31 protein-coding genes are annotated in these 24,814 nt (G+C 72.5%); 30 read left to right on the forward strand and 1 reads right to left on the reverse strand.

The annotated features are described in order from the left end of the window. Complete coding sequence (flgN, locus tag ACE3QY_RS01665) at positions 1-522, reverse strand: flagellar export chaperone FlgN (protein ID WP_374454265.1); 522 nt, start codon at positions 520-522, stop codon at positions 1-3. A 212-nt stretch (positions 523-734) separates the two neighbouring features. On the opposite strand from flgN, the gene ACE3QY_RS01670 reads away from it, so the two are divergent. The 30 genes from ACE3QY_RS01670 (at position 735) to ACE3QY_RS01815 (ending at position 24,782) form a co-directional block, all read left to right on the forward strand. Continuing rightward, a complete protein-coding gene (locus ACE3QY_RS01670) occupies positions 735-1,607 on the forward strand; it encodes a sigma-70 family RNA polymerase sigma factor (protein ID WP_374454266.1) in 873 nt (290 codons plus the stop codon). Between the two features lie 131 nt (positions 1,608-1,738). Beyond that, a complete protein-coding gene (locus ACE3QY_RS01675) occupies positions 1,739-2,593 on the forward strand; it encodes a flagellin (RefSeq protein WP_374454267.1) in 855 nt (284 codons plus the stop codon). 122 nt (positions 2,594-2,715) lie between these two features. Beyond that, the gene (fliD, locus tag ACE3QY_RS01680; protein WP_374454268.1) at positions 2,716-4,044 is read left to right on the forward strand and encodes a flagellar filament capping protein FliD; all 1,329 of its coding nucleotides are present in this window, start codon (positions 2,716-2,718) and stop codon (positions 4,042-4,044) included. A 13-nt stretch (positions 4,045-4,057) separates the two neighbouring features. Continuing rightward, entirely contained in the window at positions 4,058-4,498 is a 441-nt protein-coding gene (gene fliS, locus ACE3QY_RS01685) for a flagellar export chaperone FliS (RefSeq protein ID WP_374454269.1), read from the forward strand. After that, the gene (locus ACE3QY_RS01690) at positions 4,495-4,833 is read left to right on the forward strand and encodes a hypothetical protein (RefSeq protein WP_374454270.1); all 339 of its coding nucleotides are present in this window, start codon (positions 4,495-4,497) and stop codon (positions 4,831-4,833) included. Before fliS ends, ACE3QY_RS01690 begins: the two co-directional genes overlap by 4 nt. 221 nt (positions 4,834-5,054) lie before the next feature. Beyond that, the gene (locus ACE3QY_RS01695; protein ID WP_374454271.1) at positions 5,055-5,414 is read left to right on the forward strand and encodes a flagellar basal body rod protein FlgB; all 360 of its coding nucleotides are present in this window, start codon (positions 5,055-5,057) and stop codon (positions 5,412-5,414) included. Next, positions 5,414-5,806, forward strand: a complete 393-nt coding sequence (locus tag ACE3QY_RS01700; protein ID WP_374454272.1) for a flagellar basal body rod protein FlgC — start codon at positions 5,414-5,416, stop codon at positions 5,804-5,806. Before ACE3QY_RS01695 ends, ACE3QY_RS01700 begins: the two co-directional genes overlap by 1 nt. After that, on the forward strand, positions 5,806-6,117 hold the full coding sequence (locus tag ACE3QY_RS01705; RefSeq protein WP_374454273.1) for a flagellar hook-basal body complex protein FliE: 312 nt from the start codon (positions 5,806-5,808) through the stop codon (positions 6,115-6,117). The genes ACE3QY_RS01700 and ACE3QY_RS01705 overlap by 1 nt, the downstream gene beginning before the upstream one ends. Next, the gene (fliF, locus tag ACE3QY_RS01710) at positions 6,114-7,700 is read left to right on the forward strand and encodes a flagellar basal-body MS-ring/collar protein FliF (protein WP_374454274.1); all 1,587 of its coding nucleotides are present in this window, start codon (positions 6,114-6,116) and stop codon (positions 7,698-7,700) included. Before ACE3QY_RS01705 ends, fliF begins: the two co-directional genes overlap by 4 nt. Next, entirely contained in the window at positions 7,700-8,710 is a 1,011-nt protein-coding gene (gene fliG, locus ACE3QY_RS01715; protein ID WP_374454275.1) for a flagellar motor switch protein FliG, read from the forward strand. Before fliF ends, fliG begins: the two co-directional genes overlap by 1 nt. Further along, positions 8,694-9,281: a hypothetical protein gene (locus tag ACE3QY_RS01720; RefSeq protein WP_374454276.1), complete on the forward strand. Its 588-nt coding sequence runs from the start codon at positions 8,694-8,696 to the stop codon at positions 9,279-9,281. The genes fliG and ACE3QY_RS01720 overlap by 17 nt, the downstream gene beginning before the upstream one ends. After that, positions 9,278-10,579 (forward strand): FliI/YscN family ATPase, encoded by a 1,302-nt coding sequence (locus ACE3QY_RS01725; RefSeq protein WP_374454277.1) that lies wholly within the window; start codon positions 9,278-9,280, stop codon positions 10,577-10,579. Before ACE3QY_RS01720 ends, ACE3QY_RS01725 begins: the two co-directional genes overlap by 4 nt. Continuing rightward, the gene (locus ACE3QY_RS01730; protein ID WP_374454278.1) at positions 10,579-11,034 is read left to right on the forward strand and encodes a flagellar FliJ family protein; all 456 of its coding nucleotides are present in this window, start codon (positions 10,579-10,581) and stop codon (positions 11,032-11,034) included. Before ACE3QY_RS01725 ends, ACE3QY_RS01730 begins: the two co-directional genes overlap by 1 nt. Then, positions 11,031-12,011, forward strand: a complete 981-nt coding sequence (locus tag ACE3QY_RS01735) for a transglycosylase SLT domain-containing protein (protein WP_374454279.1) — start codon at positions 11,031-11,033, stop codon at positions 12,009-12,011. The genes ACE3QY_RS01730 and ACE3QY_RS01735 overlap by 4 nt, the downstream gene beginning before the upstream one ends. Continuing rightward, complete coding sequence (locus ACE3QY_RS01740) at positions 12,008-13,156, forward strand: flagellar hook-length control protein FliK (protein ID WP_374454280.1); 1,149 nt, start codon at positions 12,008-12,010, stop codon at positions 13,154-13,156. Before ACE3QY_RS01735 ends, ACE3QY_RS01740 begins: the two co-directional genes overlap by 4 nt. A 9-nt stretch (positions 13,157-13,165) precedes the next feature. Further along, entirely contained in the window at positions 13,166-13,627 is a 462-nt protein-coding gene (locus ACE3QY_RS01745; protein ID WP_374454281.1) for a flagellar hook assembly protein FlgD, read from the forward strand. Positions 13,628-13,651: 24 nt separating this feature from the next. Beyond that, the gene (locus tag ACE3QY_RS01750) at positions 13,652-14,491 is read left to right on the forward strand and encodes a flagellar hook-basal body complex protein (protein ID WP_374454282.1); all 840 of its coding nucleotides are present in this window, start codon (positions 13,652-13,654) and stop codon (positions 14,489-14,491) included. A gap of 230 nt (positions 14,492-14,721) precedes the next feature. After that, positions 14,722-14,997: a flagellar FlbD family protein gene (locus tag ACE3QY_RS01755; RefSeq protein WP_374454283.1), complete on the forward strand. Its 276-nt coding sequence runs from the start codon at positions 14,722-14,724 to the stop codon at positions 14,995-14,997. After that, positions 14,997-15,770: a motility protein A gene (locus ACE3QY_RS01760; protein ID WP_374454284.1), complete on the forward strand. Its 774-nt coding sequence runs from the start codon at positions 14,997-14,999 to the stop codon at positions 15,768-15,770. The genes ACE3QY_RS01755 and ACE3QY_RS01760 overlap by 1 nt, the downstream gene beginning before the upstream one ends. A gap of 1 nt (position 15,771) precedes the next feature. Then, on the forward strand, positions 15,772-16,671 hold the full coding sequence (locus ACE3QY_RS01765; RefSeq protein ID WP_374454285.1) for a flagellar motor protein MotB: 900 nt from the start codon (positions 15,772-15,774) through the stop codon (positions 16,669-16,671). Beyond that, positions 16,668-17,111, forward strand: coding sequence for a flagellar basal body-associated protein FliL (gene fliL, locus ACE3QY_RS01770; protein ID WP_374454286.1), 444 nt, complete (start codon positions 16,668-16,670; stop codon positions 17,109-17,111). The genes ACE3QY_RS01765 and fliL overlap by 4 nt, the downstream gene beginning before the upstream one ends. 70 nt (positions 17,112-17,181) lie before the next feature. Then, positions 17,182-18,150 (forward strand): flagellar motor switch protein FliM, encoded by a 969-nt coding sequence (locus ACE3QY_RS01775; protein ID WP_374454287.1) that lies wholly within the window; start codon positions 17,182-17,184, stop codon positions 18,148-18,150. Beyond that, complete coding sequence (gene fliN, locus ACE3QY_RS01780; RefSeq protein ID WP_374454288.1) at positions 18,147-18,905, forward strand: flagellar motor switch protein FliN; 759 nt, start codon at positions 18,147-18,149, stop codon at positions 18,903-18,905. The genes ACE3QY_RS01775 and fliN overlap by 4 nt, the downstream gene beginning before the upstream one ends. 1 nt (position 18,906) lies before the next feature. Next, the gene (locus ACE3QY_RS01785) at positions 18,907-19,332 is read left to right on the forward strand and encodes a FliO/MopB family protein (RefSeq protein ID WP_374454289.1); all 426 of its coding nucleotides are present in this window, start codon (positions 18,907-18,909) and stop codon (positions 19,330-19,332) included. Further along, positions 19,329-20,195: a flagellar type III secretion system pore protein FliP gene (fliP, locus tag ACE3QY_RS01790; protein WP_374454290.1), complete on the forward strand. Its 867-nt coding sequence runs from the start codon at positions 19,329-19,331 to the stop codon at positions 20,193-20,195. The genes ACE3QY_RS01785 and fliP overlap by 4 nt, the downstream gene beginning before the upstream one ends. Before the next feature lie 15 nt (positions 20,196-20,210). Continuing rightward, the gene (fliQ, locus tag ACE3QY_RS01795) at positions 20,211-20,480 is read left to right on the forward strand and encodes a flagellar biosynthesis protein FliQ (RefSeq protein WP_374454291.1); all 270 of its coding nucleotides are present in this window, start codon (positions 20,211-20,213) and stop codon (positions 20,478-20,480) included. A 4-nt stretch (positions 20,481-20,484) separates the two neighbouring features. Then, positions 20,485-21,252: a flagellar biosynthetic protein FliR gene (locus ACE3QY_RS01800; RefSeq protein ID WP_374454292.1), complete on the forward strand. Its 768-nt coding sequence runs from the start codon at positions 20,485-20,487 to the stop codon at positions 21,250-21,252. Between the two features lie 6 nt (positions 21,253-21,258). After that, on the forward strand, positions 21,259-22,422 hold the full coding sequence (locus tag ACE3QY_RS01805) for a flagellar biosynthesis protein FlhB (RefSeq protein WP_374454293.1): 1,164 nt from the start codon (positions 21,259-21,261) through the stop codon (positions 22,420-22,422). Between the two features lie 78 nt (positions 22,423-22,500). Further along, complete coding sequence (locus ACE3QY_RS01810) at positions 22,501-24,546, forward strand: flagellar biosynthesis protein FlhA (RefSeq protein ID WP_374454294.1); 2,046 nt, start codon at positions 22,501-22,503, stop codon at positions 24,544-24,546. Beyond that, entirely contained in the window at positions 24,543-24,782 is a 240-nt protein-coding gene (locus tag ACE3QY_RS01815) for a hypothetical protein (RefSeq protein ID WP_374454295.1), read from the forward strand. Before ACE3QY_RS01810 ends, ACE3QY_RS01815 begins: the two co-directional genes overlap by 4 nt. Positions 24,783-24,814: the final 32 nt, after the last annotated feature.

Below are 24,814 nucleotides of genomic sequence, written 5' to 3' on the forward strand. Positions count from 1 at the left end.
TCACAGGCTCCGGTCCACGAGGCTCGCGCGGAGCGGCTCGGCAGTGGCGCTGCCGTCGGCGGCGTACCCGTCGACGGAGTCGCTCATCGACATCAGCGTCTCGCGCGCGGAGCGGTAGCCGGCGGAGATGAGGTGCCGGTTGGAGTCGGCGAGCGTGCCGATGTCGTTGGTGAGGCTCACGAAGGCCTCACGGTGCTCGGTGAGGATGGTCGTCCACGGCTCGCCCGCGGCCTCGGCCAGGGAGGCCAGGCTCGGGTTGGAGCTCATGCCCGATGCGGCGGCGGCCTCGTCGGCAGCGACGGCGCGCAGCATCTCCGTCTCGCGGATCGTGGTGAGCAGGGCGTCGATGTCGCGCGTCGCGTGCGCCAGCCACCGGCTGCGGCCGCTGGCCAGGACCAGCTGCTCGACCTCGAGCCGGTAGTGGAGCTCCTCGAGCAGCTCGCGCTCGCGCCACAGGACCAGGGAGAGCTTCTCCATGGCTGCAGTGCGGATGTCGTCGGTGAGGTTCACGAACGTCCCCATCGGCGCGACCTCGCCGGACCTGAGGGATTGACTGGACCAGTGCTCGGGCGGTGGCGCGGCCGGGACTACCCGACGGACGACGGGTGGGGTGGCGCGGCCATGGCCCGATCGGGCCATCGGTCCTCGGGACCACGGTCCCCGATCCACGTCCCTGTGGATCAGCAACCCCGATTCGGTAACAACTCGCCCACAAAACATTCAACTATCAACCCGTGCTCAGCAACGCGACCCTCACTTCCCCCACTGCTTCCCCAGCGGCGACCCCCTCGACCGACGAGCTCGTCACCGCCCACATCCCCCTCGTCGGACACCTGGTCCGCGAGGTCCTGGCCCGGGTCCCGGGCCACGTGGACCGGGACGACCTGACCTCGGCCGGCCTCACCGCGCTCGTCCAGGCGGCGCAGGGCTTCGACGCCGAGCGCGGCGTGCCGTTCGCCCGCTACGCCTCGACCCGCATCCGCGGCGCCCTGCTCGACGAGCTGCGCGGCGTCGACTGGGCCTCGCGCTCGGTCCGCCGGACGGCGCGCGACCTCGACGAGACCCGCACCCGGCTGACCCACAGCCTGGGCCGGGTGCCGACCGACGCCGAGCTGGCCGCCGCCCAGGGCATCCCCGTCGAGCAGGTGCTCGCCAACCGCGAGGACCTCGCCCGCGCCCAGGTGCTGTCGCTCGAGGCTGACGACGCCCGCGGCTCGTACGCCGCCGAGCTGCCGTCCGGTGGCCCGACGCCCGAGCAGGCGGCCGAGCACAGCGAGCTGCTGACCTACCTCTCCGAGGCGGTCGCCGAGCTGCCCGAGCGGCTGCGCCGCGTCGTCGAGGGCTACTTCCTGGCCGAGCAGCCGATGGCCGAGCTCGCGGCCGAGCTCGGCGTCACCGAGTCCCGCATCTCCCAGCTGCGCGCCGAGGCCATGGTGCTGCTGCGGGACGCGCTCAACTCCCAGCTGGACCCCACTCTGGTCAAGGCCCACGAGCGCCCGGACGGCGTCGCCGCCCGCCGCCGCGAGGCGTACTTCGCTGCCGTGGCCGAGCGCCACGCCGCGGCGTCCGCACGGCCGTTCGTGCCCCGCGTGGCCACCAGCGCCTGACCGTCCGATCCGGCCGCCGACAACTTCTGCCCGAAAACCTCAGGTGGACCCCGCGTCTGCCGAACACGATCTCGACGGAGTCCACGGACGGACTCCAGCAGTGATCCCAGGAACCACGGAAGGAATCCATCATGGGTCTTCGCATCAACCAGAACATCGACGCCGTCAACTCGTACCGCAACCTGTCGGTCACGCAGGGCCAGATGTCCAAGTCGCTCGAGAAGCTGTCCTCGGGCTTCCGGATCAACCGGGCTGCCGACGACGCGGCCGGCCTGGCCATCTCCGAGGGCCTGCGCTCGCAGGTCGGTGGTCTCAAGGTGGGCGCGCGCAACGCCCAGGACGGCGTCAGCCTCGTCCAGACCGCTGAAGGTGCCCTCACCGAGGTCCACTCCATGCTGCAGCGGATGAACGACCTCTCGGTGCAGTACAACTCCGGCACGCAGAACACCGACTCGAAGACGGCCCTCAAGGCCGAGTTCGACCAGCTCTCGACCGAGATCGGCCGCATCCAGACCAACACGAAGTTCAACGGCGCCGACCTCTTCAGCGGCACCGGGGTCGCCGGCGTGGGCGACAAGACCTTCCAGGTCGGCTACTCCAGCACGGACACGATCAAGGTCGCCGGTGACAGCGCCCTGAAGAAGTTCTACACCGCTGGCGCGACGGCCGCCGACCCGGGCACCGTCGGGGGTCAGGTCCTGAACATCGCATCGGCCACGGCGTCGGACGACGTGCAGAAGGCGATCACCGCCGTCTCCAAGCAGCGTGCGGAGCTCGGTGCGACGCAGAACCGTTTCGAGCACACCATCAACAACATCAACGTCGCGGTCGAGAACCTCTCGGCCTCGGAGTCGCGGATCCGTGACACCGACATGGCCCAGGAGATGATGAGCTTCACCCGCTCGCAGATCCTCTCCCAGGCCGGCACGGCGATGCTGGCGCAGGCCAACCAGGCCTCGCAGGGTGTCCTGTCCCTCCTCCGCTGAGCACGGCTGAGGAACTGCACACCCACCGGACGCCGGGTGGGTCGCGGTCACCGCGACCCACCCGGAACCAGTCCGGGACGAACAGCCCCATGGTGGGGACGACCTAGGAGGGAGGGACCCCGATGGCCACGGCCAGCATCAGTGGACTCGGCAGCGGGCTCGACACCGCGTCGATCATCGAGCAGTTCATGCAGCTCGAGGCGGCGTCCCAGAACCGGTTGCGGTCGCGCCAGACCACGGAGAAGTCCGTGCTGTCGGCCCTGCAGTCCCTCAACACGAAGGTCGCAGCCCTCGCCACACGCGCGGGCGACCTGCTCAAGCCCGCGGCGTTCAACGCGGTCACCGCCACCAGCTCCGAGGCGAAGGTCGCGGTCAGCGCCACCACCTCGGCGGCACCCGGGTCCTTCTCGGTCCGGGTCGACCAGACCGCGGCCAGCCACCGGCTGGAGCACGCCACGGCCGTCGGCACCACGACGGCCGGCACCGTCCCCACCACGGTCCGCCTGGACCGCCTGGACGGGACCACACCGGTCGCACTCGCCACCGACGGCACCCTCGGGGGCCTGGTGGCCGCCATCAACGACCCGGCGAACGCCACCGGCCTGCGGGCCACGGCGGTGAAGGTGGGCACCGACCAGTTCCGGCTGGTCGTGGAGTCCGCAACCACGGGGGCTGCGGGCGACTTCACGCTCACCGACGCGACCGACGGCTCGGCTCTCCTCGGGGGCGCGACCGTCCGTCAGGGCCGGGACGCGCGGGTGACCATCGGCGACTCGATCGTCGCCACCTCCACGTCCAACACCTTCGCCGACCTCGTGCCCGGGGTGACGGTCACGCTCGCGGCCGGCGCCACGACCGGCACCACGTCGGACGTGGTCCTGGCTCGTGACCCGGCGGCCACGACCACCGCAGTCAAGGGCCTCGTGGACGCCATGAACTCCCTGCTCGCCGACATCGACACCCAGACGAAGACGAGCTCGACCGCGAAGGGGGTCCTGGCCGGCGACGCCGGGGTCCGCAGCGTGCGCGAGTCGCTGCTCGCGAGCGTCTTCCCCGGTGACGGCACCAGCCTGGCCGACCTGGGCATCCAGACCGACCGCTACGGCAAGCTGGTGCTCGACGAGGCCGCCTTCAAGAAGGCGTACGACTCGGACCCGACCGCCGTGCAGGCCCGGCTCACCGCCACCGACACGGGCTTCGTCGCGCGCGTCAAGGCTGCCGCCGACGTCGCGAGCAACCGCGAGACGGGCACCCTCACCACCGCCATCACCGGTAGCAACGCTGCGATCTCGCGCCTCGACGACAACATCGCGGACTGGGACCTCCGGCTGGAGCTGCGACGGACCGCGCTCACCCGGCAGTTCACCGCCCTCGAGACGGCGCTCAACCAGATGAACAGCCAGTCCTCCTGGCTGGCCGGACAACTCTCCTCACTCTCGACGGGAAGCTAAGGACAGCACCCTCATGACCTACACCTCGCACTTCTCCAGCCCCTACGGGTCGTCGTCGGCGTCCTCCACGCCCCTCGCCTACCTGCAGTCCTCGGTCGAGACCGCCAGTCCGAGCAAGCTGCTCGTGATGCTCTACGAGCGCCTCGTGCTCGACTGCCGTCGTGCGGTCGCCGCCCAGGAGGCCGGCGACCACGCGGTCGCCCACAACAACCTGCTGCACGCCCAGGACATCGTCGTGGAGCTGCAGTCGTCGCTCCGCCCGGGTGTCTGGGACGGCAGCGAGGGCCTCAACAGCATCTACACCCACCTGATGGTGCAGCTCGTGCAGGCCAACGTGAAGCGCGACGTCACCATCACCTCGCACTGCCTCGACCTGGTCGTCGGGCTGGCGGACGCGTGGCGGGAGGCGGCCGCCGAGGCCGCCCGCCCCACGGACACCGCCCGGTCCGCATGACGGCCCCGGAGCAGGTGCACGCAGCCGACGAGCTCGTCGCCGCGTGGGAGGAGGCCCTCGACGTCCTCGAGCGCGACGCCCGCGCGGCCGCCGAGCTGGTGAAGGACCCGCGCCACGACGGTGCCGCGCTGACCCCGTGGACCCCGCCGACGCCAGCCGGCCCGGTGCCCGGCGTCCTCGTCGACCGGGTGCGGGAGCTGCTGCGGCTCCAGGCCGCCGTGCGCGTCGACCTGGACCGCGCCCTGGACGACACCCGCACCAGCCTCACCGGACTCCACCGCACGACCACGTCGGCGCGCCCCGGCGCAGCGGCGTACGTCGACGTCTCGGCCTGACGCACGACCTGCCCAGCGCGCGCCGCCCGCCCGGGTGGTGCGGGCATGGCCCGACCGGGTGGTGCCCGTCCGGGACCTAGGTCCCGAACGGCCCTGAGGGGTCAAGAACTCCTCATCAAATCCTCAACAGGACGGCAACAGCGCCGATCCGACCCAGTGAGCACGGAACGCTCACCCCCTTCGCCGATGGACCGGCACCCGCAACTCCCGCAGGAGTACTCGTGTCCCTCGGCATGCCCGACGCCGTCACCTCGGTGCTGGCGACCGCCCTCGACGGGCTGGCGAACCGGCAGAACGTGATCGCCGACAACATCGCCAACGTCGACACCCCGAACTTCCGGGCGACCAGCGTCGACTTCGAGTCCTCGCTCGCTGCCGCCCTCCAGCGCGGCGAGATGTCCGCCTCCGGGGTCGCCCCCGTCGAGCGTCCGAGCAACGCCCCGGTCGGGGAGAACGGCAACAACGTCGACCTGCGCCAGGAGTCGCTGTCGGCGGTGCAGACCCAGTTCCAGTACCAGATGATGACGCGCGCGGTCTCGGACCGCTTCGCGCTCGTCACGACCGCGGCGGGTGCCTTCTGATGGGCGCCTTCGACATGCTGCGCATCGCCAACAGCAGCCTGGGCATGCACCAGACCTGGCTCGACTCGCTCGCGCACAACATCGCCAACGCGAACACGGTCCGCGCGACGAGCGAGGACGCGTTCCAGCAGCAGATGGTCGTCGCCAACGCCCGCCCCGACGGCGGTGTCGACGTCGGCGGCATCGAGCTCGGCGACGCGGAGGGCGTGCTCGAGTACGCCCCCGACCACCCGCTCGCGGACGCCGAGGGCTACGTGCGCGCCCCGGCGATGGACATGTCGGTCCAGATGACCTCGCTCGTGCAGGCGCAGCGCGGCTTCCAGGCCTCGGTCCAGGTCACCAAGACCGCCCAGGACTCCTACACCGCGGCACTCCAGATCGGACAGGGCTGATGAGCATCGGCGGCATCGAGGCCATCAGCGGCTTCACCCCCCTCGCTGCGCCCGCAGTGCAGGCGCCGGCGGCACCCGCGACGCAGGGCGCGGACTTCGGCAGCCTGGTGCTCGACGGCATCGAGCGGCTCGAGGGCATCCAGGACTCCGCCGACACGCTCGCCGTGCGCGCGGCGTCCGGCACCCTGCCCAACATCCACGACTACACGCTCGCGGCCGCTGAGGCGGAGACCGCCACCAAGCTGACCGTCGCCGTGCGCAACAAGGCCATCGAGGCATTCAGCGAGATCATGAGGATGCAGGTCGGATGAGGCCCGGGATCACCCAGGCGATGGAGCGCCTCCGCCGCTCCTTCGCCCTCTTCAGCCCCGGCCAGAAGGTCGTCGCCGTCGTCGGGACGGGCGCCCTGCTGCTGGCCGCGTTCATGGTCTTCCGCTGGGCGTCGGCGCCGTCGTACTCCCCGCTCTACACGAACCTGTCCGCCGAGGACGCGTCCGCCGTGGTCGAGCAGCTCGACGCCGACGGCACGCCGTACGAGATCGGCGGAGGAGGCGGGACCATCTCCGTCCCGCGCGACCAGGTGTACTCCACGCGCATCGCGCTGAGCGGTGAGGGCATCCCCTCCGGCAGCGGCGACAGCGGCTACTCCCTGCTCGACGGCCAGGACATCTCGACCTCGCAGTTCAAGGAGCAGACCGACTTCAAGCGGGCCATGGAGGGCGAGCTCGCCTCGACCATCGAGGCGATCGACGGCGTGGACACCGCCGTCGTCCACCTCGCCCTGCCTCCCAAGCAGGTCTTCGCCGAGGAGCAGGACCCGGCCACGGCGTCCGTCCTCGTCGACACCAGCGGCGGCTCCACGCTCGGTCCGGACCAGGTGCAGGCGGTGGTCAACCTCGTCGCCTCCAGCATCGACGGCCTCGACCCCGCCAAGGTCACGGTCGCCGACTCCGCCGGCCGCGTCCTCTCCGAGAACGACGACTCCGGCAGCGGGATGAGCAGCAGCCGCAACCGCCAGGTCGAGGACTACCAGGACCAGCTCGGCTCCAAGGCGCAGGCGATGCTCGACCGCATCTACGGTCCCGGCAAGTCCTCGGTCCAGGTCACGGCCGTGCTCGACTTCGACAAGGTCGTCCGCGAGACCACCACCTACGGCAAGCGCAAGGCGCCCGTCCTGGCCGAGTCCGAGCAGAGCGAGACCTACTCCGGCGGCGCCGGCGCGGGCTCGCCCGGCGGCGTGGTCGGCCCCGACGCCCAGCTCGAGACCGGCGCCACTGGCGGCGACGGCAGCTACGGCAACACCTCGACCGTCCGTGAGAACGGGGTCGACAAGGTCGTCGAGCAGTCGGAGAACGCCCCCGGCTCGGTCGAGTCCCTGCACGCCGCAGTGGTCGTCGACACCAACTCCGAGGTGACGGTCGACATCACCGAGATCAACGACCTGGTCGCCTCCGCGATCGGCCTCAACCCGGACCGTGGCGACACCATTGAGACCTCCTCGGTCCCCTTCGACACCTCCGTCGCCGACGCCGACGCGGCAGCCCTCGCCGCAGCCCAGGCGGCCGACGCCGCGGCCGCCCGCAACACCTGGATCCGCAACGGCGCCCTCGGTGGGCTCGTGCTGTTGCTCGTGGGGCTGGCCTGGCGCCGCTCGCGCAAGCACGCCAAGGCACGCGAGGACGCGACGACGTACGTCGTGGAGCAGCTCCGGATGGAGCAGGCCGAGCGGACCGCGCTGCAGGTGCAGCGCGACGAGGCCGCCACCGCCCTGGCGCTGGCGCCCGCGGACGGCAACGGGACGGACGAGATGTACGACGAGCTGGTCGCCCTGGTGGAGCGCCAGCCTGACGAGGTCGCCTCGCTGCTGCGCGGCTGGCTGGTGGAGCGCGCCTGATGTCCGTGATGACCGGGCTGGGAGCCCGCAAGGCCGCGATCGTGCTGGTCCGCCTCGGCAAGGAGCGCGCCGCGAGCGTGCTCGAGCACATGAGCGAGGAGGAGATCGAGGCGATCTCCGCCGAGGTCGCCACCCTCGCCGGTGTCGAGCCGGGCGAGGCGAACCAGGTGATCACCGAGTTCGGCAGCATGCTCGCCGCGCGCGAGCACATGCTGCAGGGCGGCATGGACCTCGCCCGCGACCTCCTCCAGCGTGCGCTCGGCGACGACCGCGCCGAGGAGGCCATGCAGCGCCTCACCGCGATGGCGATCCAGCTGCCGTTCCAGTTCCTCCAGCGGGCCGACCCGGCCCAGCTGCGCTCCTTCATCCACGAGGAGCACCCGCAGGTCATCGCGCTGGTGCTCGCGCACATGTCGGCCGAGAAGGCCTCGCTGGTGCTGTCCGGGCTGTCCCCGGAGCTCCAGGCCGAGGTCGCGCACCGCATCGCGGTGATGGGCCGCGCCAACCCCGACACCGTGCGGATCGTGGAGTCGGTGCTGGAGCGCCGGCTGTCCTCGGTGCTGCAGCCCACCGACTCCTCGCGGGTCGGCGGCGTGGGACCCCTCGTCAACATCATCAACCGCGCCGACCGCTCGACCGAGCGCCAGATCGTCGAGGGCCTGGAGTCCCTCGACTCCGGCCTCGCCGAGGAGGTCCGCAGCCGGATGTTCATGTTCGAGGACATCGTCCAGCTCTCCGACAGGGACGTGCAGCAGGTGCTGCGCCAGGTCGACACCGGCGAGCTCGCCCTCGCGCTCAAGGGCGTCTCCACGGACGTGCGCGACAAGATCACCGGCAACCTGTCGGAGCGTGCCGCGGAGAACGTGCTCGAGGAGATCGAGATCCTCGGCCCCGTCCGCCTCACCCAGGTCGAGGAGGCCCAGCAGTCGGTCATCCGCACCATCCGCAGCCTCGAGGAGCGCGGCGAGATCGTCGTGCGCCGGGGAGGTGAAGATGAGTTCGTCGACTGAGGTCCGCCCGCTCGTGCCCACCGGCCTGCGGCTGCCCGACCTGCGCACCGTCGAGGACACCCACGACACCGCCCGCGCCCAGGGGTACGCCGTCGGCTGGGCGCAGGGACGCCGCGAGGCCGAGGCCGCGGTCCGCGCCGAGGTCGACGACCTGACGCGCGCCACCGCTGCCCGCGAGGCCCAGCGCGACGCCGACCTGGCTGCGGCGCTGACCGCCCTGCACGCGGCCGCGGACGCTGCCCACGAGCTCCTCGCCGCTGCCTGCCGCCGCGTCGACGAGCAGGCCGGCGCCCTCGCGCTCGAGCTCACCCGCACCCTCGTCGGAGCGGTCGAGCCGGACCCGGCCCACCTGCTCGACCGGGTCCTGGGCCTGCTGCCCGAGCACCCGGTCGCGTCGGTGCGCCTGCACCCGGAGGTCGCGGCTGTCGCCGGCGACCTCACCGACCACGGGATCCGCGTCGTCGCGGACCCGTCGCTCGGGCTGGCCGATGCTGTCGCGCAGGCCGACGACCACGTCGTCGACCTCCGTGTCGACGTGGCCCTCAGCCGACTCGGCGAGGTGCTCGCATGACCCTGCTGACCGCCGACGTGCGCGCCCGCGCTCTCGACGCCGTCTCCCCGCTGCGCCTCGGCCAGGTCGCCGAGCTGCTCGGCCTCCAGGTCCGTGTCACCGGCCTCGCGGCCGCCGTGGGCGACCTCGTCGCCGTCGAGGGCACCACCCGGGTGCTGGCCGAGGTCGCCGCCAGCGGCCCTGCCGGGCTCACCTGCCTCCCGCTCGGTGACACCACCGGCCTGCGGGCGGGCGACGTCGTACGCCACACGGGTGGTCCGCTGCGGATCCCCGTGGGAGACGCGCTGCGCGGCCGCGTGCTCGACGGCCTCGGCCGACCGATCGACGGCGGTCCGCCGCTGGACCAGCTCCCGCTGGTCGGCGTCGGCCACGCCGCTCCCGCGGCGCTCAGCCGTCCGCGCATCGACCACCAGCTCGGGCTCGGCGTGCGCGCCCTCGACGCCCTCACCCCCTGCGGCCGCGGCCAGCGCATCGGCATCATGGCCGGCTCCGGCGTCGGCAAGTCCAGCCTGCTCTCCATGGTCGCGCGCGGCACCGACGCCGAGGTGTCGGTGATCGCGCTGGTCGGGGAGCGCGGGCGCGAGGTCCGCGAGTTCATCGAGAACGACCTCGGCCCCGAGGGCCTGGCCCGCTCGGTCGTCGTCGTCGCCACGTCCGACGCCCCGCCGGTCGAGCGGCTCCGCGCCGCCGGCGTGGCCACCCGGATCGCGGAGTTCTTCCGCGACAGCGGGAAGCACGTCGTGCTGATGATGGACAGCCTCACCCGCGTCGCCATGGCGCAGCGCGAGATCGGCCTGTCCGCCGGCGAGCCCCCGGCCACCCGTGGCTACCCGCCGAGCGTCTTCACCCTGCTCCCGCAGCTGCTCGAGCGCGCCGGCACGTCGGCGACCGGCAGCATCACCGGCCTCTACACGGTCCTGGTCGAGGGCGACGACATGCAGGACCCCATCGGCGACACCGCTCGCTCGATCCTCGACGGGCACGTCGTGCTCTCCCGCCGCCTGGCCACCGCCGGGCACTTCCCGTCCATCGACGTCCTCGAGTCGATCTCGCGCGTCACCAGCGCCGTCACCGACACCGACCAGCGCGCCGACGCCACGCGCCTGCGCCGCCTGCTCGCCGCCCACCGCTCGGTGCGCGAGCTCGTCGAGATCGGGGCGTACGTCGCCGGCGCCGACCCCGACGCCGACGTCGCCATCGCCCGGATGCCCGCGATCAACGACTTCCTCCGCCAGGACATGGACGACAGCACCTCCGTCGCCGACACCTGGCACGCCCTCAAGGAGCTGGTGGCCTGATGGCCCGCACACCCGACCACGACCCCGACGCCGGCATGCGTGCCGTCGCGCGGGTGCGCGGCGTCCGCGAGCAGGACAGCCGGCTCGGCCTGACCCGCGCCGCGGCCGACGAGCGCGAGGCCCGCCGGCGGCTCGACGCCGTGGGCGCCCGCCTCGCCACCGCGACCGACCCGGAGGCGATCGACCCCGCCGGCTTCGCCACCGCCCGCGTCGTCGCCGCCGCGCTCGCCACCGAGCTCACCGCCTCCGAGGCCGCGCTCGCGTCGGCGACCACCGTCACCACCGTGGCGCGCGAGCACTGGCAGCGTGACAAGACGCGGCTCTCGGCCGTCGAGCTCCTGCTCGAGCGGCGGGCCGAGGAGCGTCGTGCCGAGCGCGCCCGCCGCGAGCGGGTCGAGGTCGACGACCTCGTCGCGGTCCGCTGGCTGCGGTCCCGGCAGGAGGTGTCCGCATGAGCATCACCGACGTCACCGCGCGGATCTCGCAGATCCAGGCCCAGCTCGCGCTGCTGCCGGGCTCGTCCTCCTTCTCCTCCTCGGCCGTCGGCGCGACCGGCTTCACCGACGTCCTCTCGCGCACCAGCGCGACCGCCGGCACCACCGTCACCGGTGGCACCGGCGCGGTGACCGGCGACCAGGTCGTGGCCAAGGCCAAGGAGATGCTCGGCCTGCCCTACGTCTGGGGTGGCACCGACCCCCAGCGGGGCGTCGACTGCTCCGGGCTGGTGCAGTCGGCCTACTCGTCCCTCGGCATCGAGCTGCCGCGTCTCTCCGCCGACCAGGCTCGTGCGGGCCGGCCCGTCGCCAGCATGAGCGACGCACGCCCCGGCGACCTCATCGCGTGGGACAACTCCAGCCGCAACAACGGCGCCGACCACATCGCCATCTACGTCGGCAACGGCCAGATGATCGAGGCGCCCCGCCCCGGCGGCAAGGTGCAGCTCGTCCCGGTGACGACCCCGCCCGACTACATCCGCCGGGTGCTGCCCGACGCGGCCACGAGCTCCACCGTCTCGGCGTCCACCGTCGCGTCGGCACGGACGGTGCCCCCCGGCACGCCGTACGCCGACCTGTTCCAGCAGGCCGCGTCCGCCCACGGCCTCGACCCGGCCCTCCTGGCCGCCGTCGCGCGCCAGGAGTCGGGCTTCGACCCGCAGGCGGTGAGCCCGGCCGGCGCGCAGGGCCTGATGCAGCTGATGCCCGGCACCGCCCAGGGCCTCGGCGTCACCAACCCCTTCGACCCCGCGCAGGCCATCGGCGGCGCCGCCCAGCTGCTCGACGACCTGATGGGCCGCTTCGGCTCGACCGAGCTCGCGCTGGCGGCGTACAACGCCGGTCCTGGTGCGGTGCTGCGCTATGACGGCATCCCGCCCTACCCCGAGACGCAGGCCTACGTGAAGTCGATCATGTCCCGGCTGGAGGTAGCCGCATGAGCATCACCCCGATCGCCCCGGCGATCCCCACCCCGGTCGTGGACGCCCTGCCCGGCGACCCCGGCCCGGCGGCCCAGGGCTTCGCGGCCCTCGTGGCGAGCCTGCTGGCCGGCACGCCGGTCCCGGGTACGCCGCTCGCGGGCGCCGTCGGCACCGCTCCGGTCGACGTACCGGCCGAGCCAGTCCAGGACGCCGAGGCGACCGACGAGCCGGCCGCGGACGACGCCACCGCCGACGCCGCCGGTGAGGTCGTCGCCGACCCCGCTGCCCTGGCGATCGGTGTCCTGCCGCTCCCGACCGGCTGGCAGCCACCGGTGGCGCAGGTCGTCGCCGACGGGGCAGCCGCTCCGCAGGCGGGCACGCCGGTCGAGGTCGGCGCGCCGGCTCCAGCTGCGGGTGCTGCTGCACCCACCGGCACGGCGGCCGACGCAGCGCAGGCCGCGACCCCGGCACCGACGTTCGACAGCGGATCGACGCCCCAGGCCGCGATCGCGCCCACGACCAGCCCGGCCCCCGAGCCCGCGCAGCAGCCGACCTCCCCGACGCAGGCCGCCCCCGCCGCCGTACCGGCCCCGGCGGCTGCGACGAGCACGCTCGCCGCGCCGGCAGGTGCGCCCGAGGGTCCTCGCCCGGCCACGCCGGCCGCGCAGCTCGCGCCCGAGGTGACCCGCCTGGTGTCCCGGGGCAACGGCGTCCACCGCCTCACCATGCGGCTCCAGCCGGAGGCGCTGGGCGAGGTGCGGGTGACGCTGACGATGCGCGACGGCGCCGTCCAGGTGCAGCTCACGGGCGGTGACGACGCGGCCCGAGCGCTCGCCGAGGGCGCCCCCGAGCTGCGCCGGGTGCTCGAGATGGCAGGTGCGACCGAGGCGCGGGTCGTGGTGCGCGACCTCGCCGGACAGCCCGCCGGCCCGACCGGCACGTCCCTCGGGACCCAGACCGGCACGCAGGCCGGCACCACCGACTCGTCGTACGCCGGCACCGGCGGCGACTCCCCGTCCACGGGCGGGGACGCAGGACAGCAGGACCAGCACGCACGGACGCGTGGTGGAGCAGGAGCCAGGGACGGCCTCACCGACGGAGCGACCGTGCTCCGTCCAGACCCGGTCACCGCTGCCCGTCAGGGCATCGACCTGACCATGTGAGGAGGGATCGTGACGATCTCCGCGAACGAGGCGGTGACCAGCGCGACCACCGCGTTCCCGACGGGGGCGGCGACCACGTCGGCGACCTCGGAGGACAAGCAGATGTTCCTGGAGCTGATGGTGGCCCAGCTCCGCTACCAGGACCCGCTCAACCCGGCCGACTCCGGTGAGTTCCTGGCCCAGTCGGCGCAGTTCACCGCCCTGGAGAAGATGCAGGACGTCTCCGACCGCGTCGGTGCGCTGCTGGGCTCCCAGATGGCGTTCGGCGCCGGCGCGATGGTCGGCCAGCAGGTGTCGTGGATCGACACCGACGGCACCACCACGCACAGCGGCACCATCTCCGGCGTCACCTTCGGCGCCGAGGGACCCGTCTTCGACATCGACGGCACCCAGGTGCCGCTCGCGCAGCTCCTCTCCGTCGGCACGACCACCGCGCCGACCCCCACGCCTTCTCCCACTCCCGCGGCCTGACGCCGTCCCCGAAAGGAAACCTCCATGCTCCGCTCGCTCTTCTCCGGCATCAGCGGCCTCCGGGCCAACCAGACGATGCTCGACGTCACCGGCAACAACATCGCCAACGCCAACACGGTCGGCTTCAAGGCGACCACCACCGTCTTCCAGGACACCCTCAGCCAGGTCATGCGGGGCGCCGGCGCCGCGGGCACCACCAACGGCGGCACCAACCCGATCCAGGTCGGCCTCGGCGTGCAGGTCGCCGCCACCCGCGGCAACTTCAACCAGGGCTCGGCCCAGGTCACCGGCTCCGCCACCGACCTGATGATCCAGGGCGACGGCATGTTCGTCCTCGGCTCCGGCGCCGACCGCGTCTACACCCGCGCCGGTGCCTTCACCTGGGACGAGTCCGGCAACCTGGTCTCCTCCAGCGGCAAGAAGGTCCAGGGCTTCGCCCCCGGCGACCCCGGCGGCGCGCTGGTCGACATCAGCCTCGACTCCCTGTCGGCCACCCTGCCCGCCGGCGTGGAGATGACGTCGTACTCCATCGGCAGCGACGGCGTCCTGCGCGGCACCTTCTCCGACGACGTGCAGCGTGACATCGCGATCGTCGCGGTCGCCGACTTCACCAACCCCGCCGGCCTCGAGCGGGTCGGCGAGACCGCGTTCCGCGCCAGCGCCAACTCCGGCGCCCCCGAGCTCGGCGTCGCCGGCCAGGGCAGCCGCGGCGACCTCATGGGCGGCACCCTCGAGATGTCCAACGTCGACCTGTCCGCCGAGTTCACCAACCTGATCCTCGCCCAGCGCGGCTTCCAGGCCAGCTCGCGCGTGATCACCACCTCGGACCAGGTGCTCGAGGAGCTCGTCAACATCAAGCGCTGAGTCGTCCGCCGCTGCCGACGGTGGCGGCGCACGACATCAGACGCGCGAAGGTGGCGGCGTACGACATCAGCTCCTGCCGGATCGATGTCGTCCGCCGCCACCCTCGGCGCCGAGCACGACGCGCCGCACGACATCGCCGGTTCCCCTCAGGTGGGGAACCCGGCGGCCGATGAAGAACATCGAGGCCCACGGACGGGCTTCGCGATCACGCACAGGGATGGTGCACCGACATGATTCTGCTGACCCGACTCTCAGGTTCCGCGTTCGTCCTGAACGCCGACCTGATCGAGCGCCTCGACAGCACCCCGGACACGGTGGTGACGCTCGTCGACGGCAAGAAGTACGTCGTCGCCGAGGGCCTGCTGCAGGTCATCGACCAGGTGCGCGCCTGGCGCGGCAGCATCATCGCCGCCGGCGCGATGCCCGAGGTCGCCCCGCAGACGCTCGCCCAGCGGGCCCACCTGGCCGCGGTGACGACCCACCCGACCGCGGAGGAGGAGGGCTGATGGACCCGGCAACCCTGATCGGGGTCCTCGTCGGCCTCGTCATCATCGTCGTCTCCAACATGCTGGAGGGCGGCAACCCGATGAGCCTGCTCCTCCTGCCGCCGATGCTGCTGGTCTTCGGCACCACCCTGATGGTGACCATGGCCGGCGGCACGATCCCCGACGCCAAGAACGCGCTCGCCTCGCTCAAGACCGCCTTCACCGGCAAGGTGCGCCCGGCGGGCGAGGTCGTGCCCATGGTGGTCGCGCTGGCCGAGAAGGCCCGGCGCGAGGGGCTGCTCGCCCTCGAGGACGAGCTGAAGAAGGTCGACGACCCGTTCCTCGTCAAGGGCGTCACGCTCGCCATCGACGGCACCGACCCCGACGAGGTGCGCGAGATCCTCGAGGCCGAGGTGCACGCCACCAAGGCGCACGGCAAGCACTCGGCCAAGTTCTTCGCCGACGCCGGCGCCTACGCCCCCACCATCGGCATCGTCGGCACGGTCATGGGTCTCGTGCACGTCCTGGAGAACCTCGCCCAGCCCGAGGAGCTCGGCCACCTCATCGCCGCCGCCTTCATCGCGACCCTGTGGGGCGTGATGTCGGCCAACGTGATCTGGCTGCCGATCGGCAACCGCCTCAAGCGGCTCACCGAGCTCGAGGCCGCCCGCATGGAGCTCGTCATCGAGGGCGTCGCGGCGATCCAGGCCGGCTCCAACCCCCGCGTGATCGCGCAGAAGCTGTCGTCCCTGCTCCCCGCCGGCGAGCAGCCGTCCGACGCCAAGGCCGCCTGACATGAGCTCGGGAGGACGGCGCGGGCGCAAGGAGGAGCCCGAGGAGCACGAGAACCACGAGCGCTGGCTGGTGACGTACGCCGACATGGTGACGCTGCTGATGGTGCTGTTCATCGTCATGTTCGCGATGAGCTCGGTCGACCAGAAGAAGTTCAACGCGCTCAAGGACGGCCTCGCCGCCGGCTTCGGCGACTCCACGTCGGTGATGACCGGCTCGGAGTCGATCATGGAGGCGCCCGGCGTCGCCGCTGTCCAGCCGGTGAAGCCCGACAACTTCATGGCGGCCGCCCCGGCCGCGCAGCGCGCCCAGCAGGCGCTGGCGCGCCAGGACGAGGAGTACACCGAGGCCCAGGCCGAGGTGGCGCGCCTCGACGCGCTCGGCGAGCGGCTGGCCGACGCGCTGCGCAAGGCCGGGCTGAACGGTGACGTGACGCGCCGCGTGGACGACCGGGGCCTGGTGCTCAGCCTGACCTCGCGCCACGTCGTCTTCGAGCCCGACCGGGCCGAGCTGAGCCGGCGCGGCCAGCGGGTGCTCGAGGCGATCGGGCCGGTGCTGCGCGGCGCCACCGAGGACCTGCGGATCGACGGCCACACCAACCAGGTGCCGGTCAAGCCGCGCTTCTTCGCCACCGACTGGGACCTCTCCTCCGCCCGCGCGGTCACCGTGCTGCGCTACCTCCAGGAGGTCGGCCGGATCCCCGGTGAGCGGCTCAGCGCCGCGGCCTTCGGGCACGAGGTGCCGCTGGTCGACCCGCGGAAGCCGGGCTCGCAGGAGATCAACAAGCGGGTGGACATCGTCGTCCTCTCGCAGCTGCCGGCAGGCTCACGCGAGCTGCTGGACGACGTCGCCGCCGCACGCAGCGGGGGCAGCCACGACTCGACCGAGGGAGGATCCTCATGACCACCGCCACCCTGGACCGTCCCGCCGCGGCGGGCGCCGACGCGCCCGAGCCCACCGGGGGCAAGAAGAAGAAGCTGATCGCGATCGCACTGGTGCTCGTCGTCGGCGCGGCCGCCGCCTGGTGGTTCCTGCTGCGGCCCAGCGGCCCCGCCGAGCCCGAGCCCGGCGAGGTGATGACCATGGAGCCGATCCAGATCAACCTCGCGGACGGCCACTACCTCCGCGTCGGCATCGCCCTCCAGCTCTCCGCCGACGCCCACGAGGCGGACGGGAGCAAGGCGCTCGACGCGACGATCGACCTGTTCAGCGGCGTCGACCAGGCCGAGCTGACCAAGGCCGGCCAGCGCAAGGAGCTCAAGCACCAGCTCGAGGAGAAGCTGCACGAGGACTACCACGGCGACGTGCTGGAGGTGTACTTCACCGAGTTCGTCACCCAGTAGCAGGGCGGCGGACGCACGAGTCCGCCCCGAATCCCTCAGGTCCCGGTCCGGAAGGCCGATACCTGACTTCGTGACCGCCCTGCAGACCCCCCGCGGACCCGCGCACCCCGGTGCCCGGGCACGTCGGCGTGCCCGCAACGGCGCCGAGCCGACGAAGTACGACTTCCGCCGGCCGATCCAGCTCTCCCGCGAGCACACCCGCCTGCTCCAGGTCAGCTTCGACGGGTTCGCGCGTCAGATGGCGACGGTCTTCACCACCGCGCTGCGCACCGTGTGCACGGCGCAGCTGCGCGGCGTCGTGCAGCAGACCTACGCCGAGCACGTCGACACCCTCGACCCCATGACGTACGCCGTCAAGGTGAGCACGGAGCCGCTGCCCGGCCTCGCCCTGCTCGACCTCCCGCTGCCCGTCGTGATGGGCGCCATCGACCAGATGCTCGGCGGTCCCGGCTCCGACAACCAGCCGCAGCGGCCCCTCACCGACATCGAGAGTGCCGTCGTGCGCGGCGTGATCACGCGCCTGATGGGCGAGCTGGCCTACAGCGTCGCCAGCGTCGTCGAGGTCACGCCGACCGTCGTCGGCATCGAGTACAACCCGCAGCTGGCCCAGGCGGCCGCTCCGGGCGACGCGGTGGTCGTGGCGAGCTTCGACCTCACGATCAAGGAGCGGACCTACCCGGTCACGTTCTGCATGCCCTTCGCCGGGCTGCACCCGGTCCTGGCCAAGGCGGCTGCCCCGGCGGTGGTGTCGGAGCACGAGCGCCTGCAGCGCAGCCGCTCCGCCGAGCTCGTGGACCGCCGCTTCCAGGACGTTCCCGTCGACGCGGTCGTCCGGTTCCGTCCCACCCGCCTCGGCCCCGACGCCCTCACCAACCTCGCCGTCGGTGACGTGCTGCGCCTCGCGCACCGCGCCACCGACCCCCTCGACGTCGTGGTCGGCGAGGCCACCTTCGCCCAGGCCACGGCCGGCAGCCACGGCGCCCGGCTGGCCGCCCTGGTCGTCGGCACCGCCAGCGCCAGCACCAAGGAGAACGCATGACCACCACGCCCGACCTGACCCTCGCCGACCTCCACGCGAGCGTCGTCACCGCCGCCGCGGCGGCCGCCGAGGTGCTGCCCGCCGCGAGCGCCCTCGAGGCCGGCACCCCGGTGCCGGGCGACGACTGGGCGAGCACCGGCCTGGCCGGTGCCGTGGTCGCCGAGCTGCACCTGCCCGGTGCGCCGCGCATCGCCGTGCTGGTCGGCTCCGACCTGGTCGAGGCGCTCGCCGCGAGCCCGCTCGGCGGCCTCGACCTGGCCGCCGCCACCCAGCCCGCGCTCGAGGCTGCCGCGACCGCCCTCGGCACCGGCTGCGGTGCTGCCCGTGAGGTCGCACTCGACCTCGTCGGCGCGGACCTCGGCACCCCGTTCACCGCCGTGCCGCTCCTCGGCGCGGGCCTCACCGCCGGCGCCCTCCTCTTCTCCGACGCCGCCGCGACCGCCTCCGCATCGGTGCAGGCCACCGTGGCGCCGCAGCCCACCGTCCCGGCCCCGGCCCGCCTGCCCCAGCGCGGCATCGAGATGCTGCACGGCGTCGACATGGAGGTGACGGTCGAGCTCGGCCGTACGACCATGACGGTGCGCGACCTGCTGGCGCTGTCCCCCGGCGAGGTGCTCGAGCTCGACCGCGCCGCCGGCAGCCCGGCCGACCTGCTGGTCAACGGCCGGCTGATCGCCCGCGGCGAGGTCGTCGTGGTCGACGAGGACTTCGGCCTGCGCGTCACCGAGATCATCGACGAGAGCACAGCAGGCTGACGTGCTCGAGCTCACCGTGCGACTGATCGCCTCCCTGGCGGTCGTCGTGGGACTCATGCTGCTCCTGGCCCGCGTGGTCGGGAAGCGGTACGGCGCCCGCGCCGGCGCCCCCGTGCAGGTGGTCCACCGCCAGCCCCTCTCCCGCAGCGCGTCCGTCGCCGTCATCACCGTCGGCAGCCGGGTGCTGGTCGTGGGCACCACCGACCACCAGGTCAGCCTGCTCACCGAGCTCGACCCCGAGGAGCTGGTCGAGGACCTCGACCTGGCCGCCGACCTCGCCGAGGAGACCGACGCCCCGGAGGACGCGGCGCCCGCCGCCCTCGCGGCCCGCGGACGTACGTCCGGCGCCGGCGCGCTGACCGGCTCCGTCCTCTCCCCGCAGACCTGGCGCCAGGCCATCGCAGCCGCGACGGGCAAGACGTCGTGACCGCGCGCTCTCGGGTCGCGCGCCACCTCGCCGCACTGCTCGCCGCCCTCGTCGCGGGTGCTGCCCTGCTCCTCGGCCTCACCGCCACCCCGGCCGCCGCCGCTCCCGCCGCGGGCGTGCACGCCGACGTCTCGACGGTGCTGCCGATGGCGCCCGACGGCCCGCGCGCCCCGAAGGGGCCGAAGGCCCCGAACGGTGACAGCTCGGTGACCATCGACCTCGGCGGGATGACCAAGAAGCCCAGCACGCCGGTCACCGTCATCATCGCGCTGTCGCTGCTCTCCCTGCTGCCCGCGATCCTGCTGACCTGCACCAGCTTCACCAAGGTGCTCGTGGTGCTCGGCCTGACCCGCAACGCGCTCGGGCTGCAGCAGATCCCGCCCAACCAGGTGCTCGCCGGGCTGGCGCTCTTCCTGTCGCTGTTCATCATGGCGCCGGTGCTGAGCCAGATGAACGACGAGGGCATCCAGCCCTACCTCGACGGCGACAAGACCGCCTCGATGGCCTACGACGACGGCGTCGAGCCGCTGCGCGACTTCATGCTCGACCAGACCGGCGACGACGAGCTGCGACTGCTCACCAACGTCGCGGGCCGTGACCTGCCGGAGAACCGCGACGAGGTGTCGATGGCGACGCTGGTGCCGTCGTTCGTGCTGAGCGAGCTCAAGCAGGCCTTCATCATCGGCTTCATCATCTTCATCCCCTTCCTCGTGATCGACATCGTGATCAGCGGCGCCCTCATGGCGCTCGGCATGATGATGATGCCGCCGGTGATGGTGTCGCTGCCCTTCAAGCTGCTGCTCTTCGTCCTCGTCGACGGGTGGGGGTTGGTCATCACCTCCGTCGTCTCGAGCTACCAGTAGCCAGGAACTCGTGCCATGACCGACACCACCGTCATCAACATCGCCCTCCAGACCATGGTGGTCGCGCTGAAGCTCTCGGCGCCGATCCTGGTGACCTCGCTGGTCATCGGCTTCACGATCTCGCTCTTCCAGTCGATGACCCAGATCCAGGAGTTCACGCTCGCCTTCGTGCCCAAGCTCGTCGGTGTCGGCGTCGCGCTCCTCGTCTCCGGCGGCTGGATGCTCCAGACGCTCGTCGACTTCACCCAGGACCTCTTCGCGCTGATCCCCTCGTTGCTGGGCTGACCCCGTGACCCTGACTGTGGCCGGCGAGCCGCTGCTGGCCTACCTGCTGGCGTCGCTGCGCATCATCGCGTGGCTCGCGCTCGTGCCGCCCTTCGCCGGGCGCTCGGTCCCGACGGTCGCGAAGGTGGTGCTGTCCCTCGGGCTGGCGTTCGCCGTCGTACCGTCCGTGGACGGCGGCAGCATCCCCACCGGTACGGGTGAGCTGCTGGTCACCGCCCTCACGCAGGTCGTGGTGGGCTCGGCGCTCGGCCTGGTGACGTACATCCTGCTGGCCGCCATCGCGACGGCCGGCTCGCTCATCGACACCTTCGGCGGCTTCCAGCTCGCCCAGGGCTTCGACCCGCTGTCGATGAACATGAACACCGTCTTCGGCAAGCTCCACCAGATGCTCGCGGTGATGATCCTCTTCGCCACCGGCGGGCACCTGCTGGTCCTCGGCGGCCTGCTGAAGACCTTCACCGTGCTGCCGCTGGGCGAGGCGCCGCGCCTCGACGGCGCCTCCCACGTGCTGATCACCGCCTTCGGGATGTTCTTCGTGACCGCTGTCCAGATCGCGCTGCCGCTCGTCGCGGTGCTGTTCGTCGCCGACCTCGGGCTGGCGCTGCTCACCAAGGTCGCCCCGCACCTCAACGCGATCAACGTGATGTTCCCGGCCAAGATCGGGCTGACCCTCCTGCTCCTCGGCCTGTCCTTCCCGGTGCTGCCCGAGGCCGTGACGCGGCTGGTCGAGCTCGCCAACGAGGCCCAGTTCACGCTCGTGGGCGGGGGGTGAGACCCGGTGTCGGAGGAGAAGACCGAGAAGCCCACAGCCAAGAAGCGCAAGGAGTCGCGCAAGGAGGGCCAGGTCCCGCGCACGCAGGAGCTCGGCGGCTGGGCGACGCTGCTGATCGTCGGGATGATCCTGCCGACCCTGCTGGGTCGTGAGCTGACCGCCCTCGCGGAGCTGATGCGGGACTGCTTCAGCCTCCGCGGCCACGTCGAGCTCTCCGACGCGATGACGCTGCTGGGCCGCGGCGCCCGCCACGTGATGGTCACCCTCGTCACCCTCGGCACCGCGGTCATGATCGTCGGCGTGGGCGCCGCCCTGGCGCAGGGCGGCTTCTTCCTCGCCACCAAGAGCGTCAAGCCGTCGCTGAAGAAGCTCGACCCGATCCAGGGCTTCAAGCGCGTCTTCGGAACCCAGGCGCTGTGGGAGGGGGCCAAGATGCTCCTGAAGAGCTCCGTGGTCGGCTTCGTGGCGTACGGCGCGGTGTCGGCGCTGATGCCGCTCATCGGCGGCCTGGTGCCGATCTCCGCGGTCCTCGAGGTCGTCCGCGACGAGGTGCTGTCGCTGATCCGGAGCGTCGCGGTGGCGGGCCTGGTCATGGCGGTCGCGGACTACGCGATCGTGCGGCGCCGGATGGGCAAGAAGACCCGGATGAGCAAGCACGAAGTCAAGCAGGAGTCCAAGCAGACCGAGGGCGACCCGCTGCTCAAGGGCGCGATCCGCTCGCGCCAGCTCGCGGCCTCGCGCAACCGGATGATGGCCGACGTGCCGACCGCCGACGTCGTGCTGGTCAACCCGACCCACGTCGCCGTCGCCCTGACGTACGACGCCGAGCGCGGCGCGCCCCGCGTGGTGGCCCGCGGTGCCGGCGTGGTCGCCCAGCGGATCCGCGAGCAGGCGGCCGAGCACGGCGTGCCGCTCGTCCGGGACATCCCGCTCGCCCGGGCGCTGCACCGCTCGACCGTCGTCGGGCAGGAGATCCCCCCGGAGCTGTACGCCGCCGTGGCGCAGGTCCTCGCGTTCGTCATCTCCCGCCGCACGGCCGGCGCCCGCGGCGGCGAGCACCACAGCCCGCGCCAGGCCGCCGACCTGCCGTCGGTCCCGCTCGCGGGGCGGCGACGTCCGAGCAGGCCCGCCGGTGCGAACTCCTCAGGAGTGGTCCCCACCGGCCGATGAGGGCTGTGGTGCCAGGACGGCGCCACCCCCGTGCCACGGAAGGCGCGCCCCCAGGCGACCCCTCCCGAAAGGCACCTCGTGGCCCCCAAGCGACTGCTCCAGCTGGGCGTACCAGCCGGCATCGTGATGATCGTCGTCATGCTCGTGGTGCCGCTGCCCGCGGTCGTGCTCGACATGCTCATCGCGCTGAACATCACCAGCGCGCTGCTGGTGCTGCTGGTCGCGATGTTCGTGCACAAGCCGCTGGAGTTCGCGGCGTTCCCCGCCGTCGTGCTCGTGCTGACGCTCTTCCGGCTGGCGCTCAACGTGAGCGCCACCCGCCTCGTGCTGCTCGACGGCTACGCCGGCAAGGTGATCGACACCTTCGGCCACTTCGTCGTCGGCGGCTCGCTGATCGTCGGCCTCATCGTCTTCGCGATCCTGCTGATCATCCAGTTCGTCGTCATCACCAAGGGTGCCGAGCGTGTCGCCGAGGTCGGCGCGCGCTTCACCCTCGACGCGATGCCCGGCAAGCAGATGGCCATCGACGCCGACCTCAACTCCGGGCTCATCGACGAGGACGAGGCCCGCCGTCGCCGCCACGAGGTGCACGCCGAGGCGGACTTCTACGGCGCGATGGACGGTGCGTCGAAGTTCGTGAAGGGTGACGCGATCGCGGCCATCGTCATCACGATGGTCAACCTGCTCGGCGGCTTCGCGGTCGGCATGGCGCAGCGCGGCATGTCGTTCGGCGACGCCATCACGACCTACAGCCTGCTGTCGGTCGGTGACGGACTGGTCTCCCAGATCCCCGCCCTGCTGCTCTCGACCGCGACCGGCCTCATCGTCACCCGCAACACCGGTGACTCCGACATGGGCTCCGACATCCTGCGCCAGCTCACCACCAACAAGCTGCCGCTCCAGATCGCCGGCTTCGGCGCCCTCTTCATCTGCCTGATCCCCGGCCTGCCGAAGCTGCCCTTCGTCACCGCCGGCGGCATCATGCTGCTCGCCTCCAGCCGGGTCCCGAAGCCGGACCCCGAGGCGCCCGACGACCTCGCCGAGCAGGCGCTGGCCGCTCCGCCGGACACCCCCGAGCTGCTCGCCGCGGAGATCCAGGTGGACCCGCTCGGCCTCGAGCTCTCGCCCGACATCATCGACCTGGTCGACACGGCCAGCGGCGGCGACCTCCTCGACCGGGTCAAGGCGCTGCGCCGCAAGATCGCCGGCGAGCTCGGCATCATCGTGCCGCCGGTCCGCACCCGCGACAGCATTGACCTGCCCTCCGGCACGTACGCCATCCGGCTCTTCGGCATCGAGGTCGCCCGCGGCGAGGCGCCCCGCGGCACGGTGCTGGCGATCGGCGACAACCTCGGCGCGATGCCCGGCCAGCCGACGCGCGAGCCGGTCTTCGGGCTCGAGGCGTCGTGGATCCCCGCCGAGCTGCGCGTCCAGGCCGAGCTGAGCGGCGCGACCGTGGTGGACCGGGCCTCGGTCATCACCACCCACCTCGCGGAGGTGGTCGGCCAGCACGCGGCGCGGCTGCTCGGCCGCGAGGACGTCAAGACCCTCACCGAGCTCATCCGCCGCAGCCACCCCGTCGTGGTCGAGGAGCTCACGCCCGCGCAGCTCAGCCTGGGCGAGGTCCAGCGGGTCCTGCAGGGGCTGCTGGTGGAGGGCGTCGCCGTGCGCGACCTGGTCCGCATCTTCGAGGCGCTCTCGCTCAAGGCGCAGACCACCAAGGACCCCGACTCCCTCGTGGAGGCGGCCCGCGCCGCGCTCGGCCCCGCCATCGTGGCGCCGCACCTCCTCGACGGCGTGGTCCACGTGATGAGCTTCGACCCACTGCTCGAGCAGCGGATGCTGGAGGCCGTGCGGCCCGGCGAGCACGGCGCCGTCGTGGCGCTCGACCCGCTCGTCGGCCAGAGCGTGCTGGGTGAGCTCTCCGACCTCCGCACCGCCGCGGAGGAGCAGGGCCTGCGCCCCGTCGTCGTGTGCGCACCGCAGCTGCGGGCCGCCGTACGCCGGATGGTGGCGCCCGCGCTCCAGACGACCGCGGTGCTGTCCTACACCGAGCTCGTCGGCGCGACGCAGGTCCGGTCGGTCGGCACCGTCTCCGGTGACCGCCTGGCGGTGATGGCATGAAGCCGGTCTCCGGGGCGATGCTCCTCGTCGCCGCCGTGCTCACGTCGCCGGCGCTGGCGGGTGCCGTCATGGGGGCGGTGCCCGTCGACGTGGCGCTCGGGCGCTACCTCGTCGTCGCCGGCGTGTGCTGGGTGCTGCTCACCGTGGCCTCGGAGTGGCTGTGGTCCGAGCCGAAGACGCCGGCCACCGCCGAGGCTCCCGTGGCGAGCAGCGACGGCGCGCCCGACGCGTCCTAGTCCTTCCGGGTCGACGCGTCGCGTGGCCCTCA

Origin of the sequence: Nocardioides sp. (assembly GCF_041913365.1) — a bacterium.
GTDB lineage: Bacteria > Actinomycetota > Actinomycetes > Propionibacteriales > Nocardioidaceae > Nocardioides.

What these genes read in the sequence shown, in the direction of transcription:
- flgN (WP_374454265.1), bottom strand. Translation starts at nt 522, where the DNA reads ATGGGGACGTTCGTGAACCTCACCGACGACATCCGCACTGCAGCCATG.
- ACE3QY_RS01675 (WP_374454267.1), top strand. Translation starts at nt 1,739, where the DNA reads ATGGGTCTTCGCATCAACCAGAACATCGACGCCGTCAACTCGTACCGC.
- fliD (WP_374454268.1), top strand. Translation starts at nt 2,716, where the DNA reads ATGGCCACGGCCAGCATCAGTGGACTCGGCAGCGGGCTCGACACCGCG.
- fliS (WP_374454269.1), top strand. Translation starts at nt 4,058, where the DNA reads ATGACCTACACCTCGCACTTCTCCAGCCCCTACGGGTCGTCGTCGGCG.
- ACE3QY_RS01690 (WP_374454270.1), top strand. Translation starts at nt 4,495, where the DNA reads ATGACGGCCCCGGAGCAGGTGCACGCAGCCGACGAGCTCGTCGCCGCG.
- ACE3QY_RS01700 (WP_374454272.1), top strand. Translation starts at nt 5,414, where the DNA reads ATGGGCGCCTTCGACATGCTGCGCATCGCCAACAGCAGCCTGGGCATG.
- ACE3QY_RS01705 (WP_374454273.1), top strand. Translation starts at nt 5,806, where the DNA reads ATGAGCATCGGCGGCATCGAGGCCATCAGCGGCTTCACCCCCCTCGCT.
- fliF (WP_374454274.1), top strand. Translation starts at nt 6,114, where the DNA reads ATGAGGCCCGGGATCACCCAGGCGATGGAGCGCCTCCGCCGCTCCTTC.
- fliG (WP_374454275.1), top strand. Translation starts at nt 7,700, where the DNA reads ATGTCCGTGATGACCGGGCTGGGAGCCCGCAAGGCCGCGATCGTGCTG.
- ACE3QY_RS01720 (WP_374454276.1), top strand. Translation starts at nt 8,694, where the DNA reads ATGAGTTCGTCGACTGAGGTCCGCCCGCTCGTGCCCACCGGCCTGCGG.
- ACE3QY_RS01725 (WP_374454277.1), top strand. Translation starts at nt 9,278, where the DNA reads ATGACCCTGCTGACCGCCGACGTGCGCGCCCGCGCTCTCGACGCCGTC.
- ACE3QY_RS01730 (WP_374454278.1), top strand. Translation starts at nt 10,579, where the DNA reads ATGGCCCGCACACCCGACCACGACCCCGACGCCGGCATGCGTGCCGTC.
- ACE3QY_RS01735 (WP_374454279.1), top strand. Translation starts at nt 11,031, where the DNA reads ATGAGCATCACCGACGTCACCGCGCGGATCTCGCAGATCCAGGCCCAG.
- ACE3QY_RS01740 (WP_374454280.1), top strand. Translation starts at nt 12,008, where the DNA reads ATGAGCATCACCCCGATCGCCCCGGCGATCCCCACCCCGGTCGTGGAC.
- ACE3QY_RS01750 (WP_374454282.1), top strand. Translation starts at nt 13,652, where the DNA reads ATGCTCCGCTCGCTCTTCTCCGGCATCAGCGGCCTCCGGGCCAACCAG.
- ACE3QY_RS01755 (WP_374454283.1), top strand. Translation starts at nt 14,722, where the DNA reads ATGATTCTGCTGACCCGACTCTCAGGTTCCGCGTTCGTCCTGAACGCC.
- ACE3QY_RS01760 (WP_374454284.1), top strand. Translation starts at nt 14,997, where the DNA reads ATGGACCCGGCAACCCTGATCGGGGTCCTCGTCGGCCTCGTCATCATC.
- ACE3QY_RS01765 (WP_374454285.1), top strand. Translation starts at nt 15,772, where the DNA reads ATGAGCTCGGGAGGACGGCGCGGGCGCAAGGAGGAGCCCGAGGAGCAC.
- fliL (WP_374454286.1), top strand. Translation starts at nt 16,668, where the DNA reads ATGACCACCGCCACCCTGGACCGTCCCGCCGCGGCGGGCGCCGACGCG.
- fliN (WP_374454288.1), top strand. Translation starts at nt 18,147, where the DNA reads ATGACCACCACGCCCGACCTGACCCTCGCCGACCTCCACGCGAGCGTC.
- fliQ (WP_374454291.1), top strand. Translation starts at nt 20,211, where the DNA reads ATGACCGACACCACCGTCATCAACATCGCCCTCCAGACCATGGTGGTC.
- ACE3QY_RS01815 (WP_374454295.1), top strand. Translation starts at nt 24,543, where the DNA reads ATGAAGCCGGTCTCCGGGGCGATGCTCCTCGTCGCCGCCGTGCTCACG.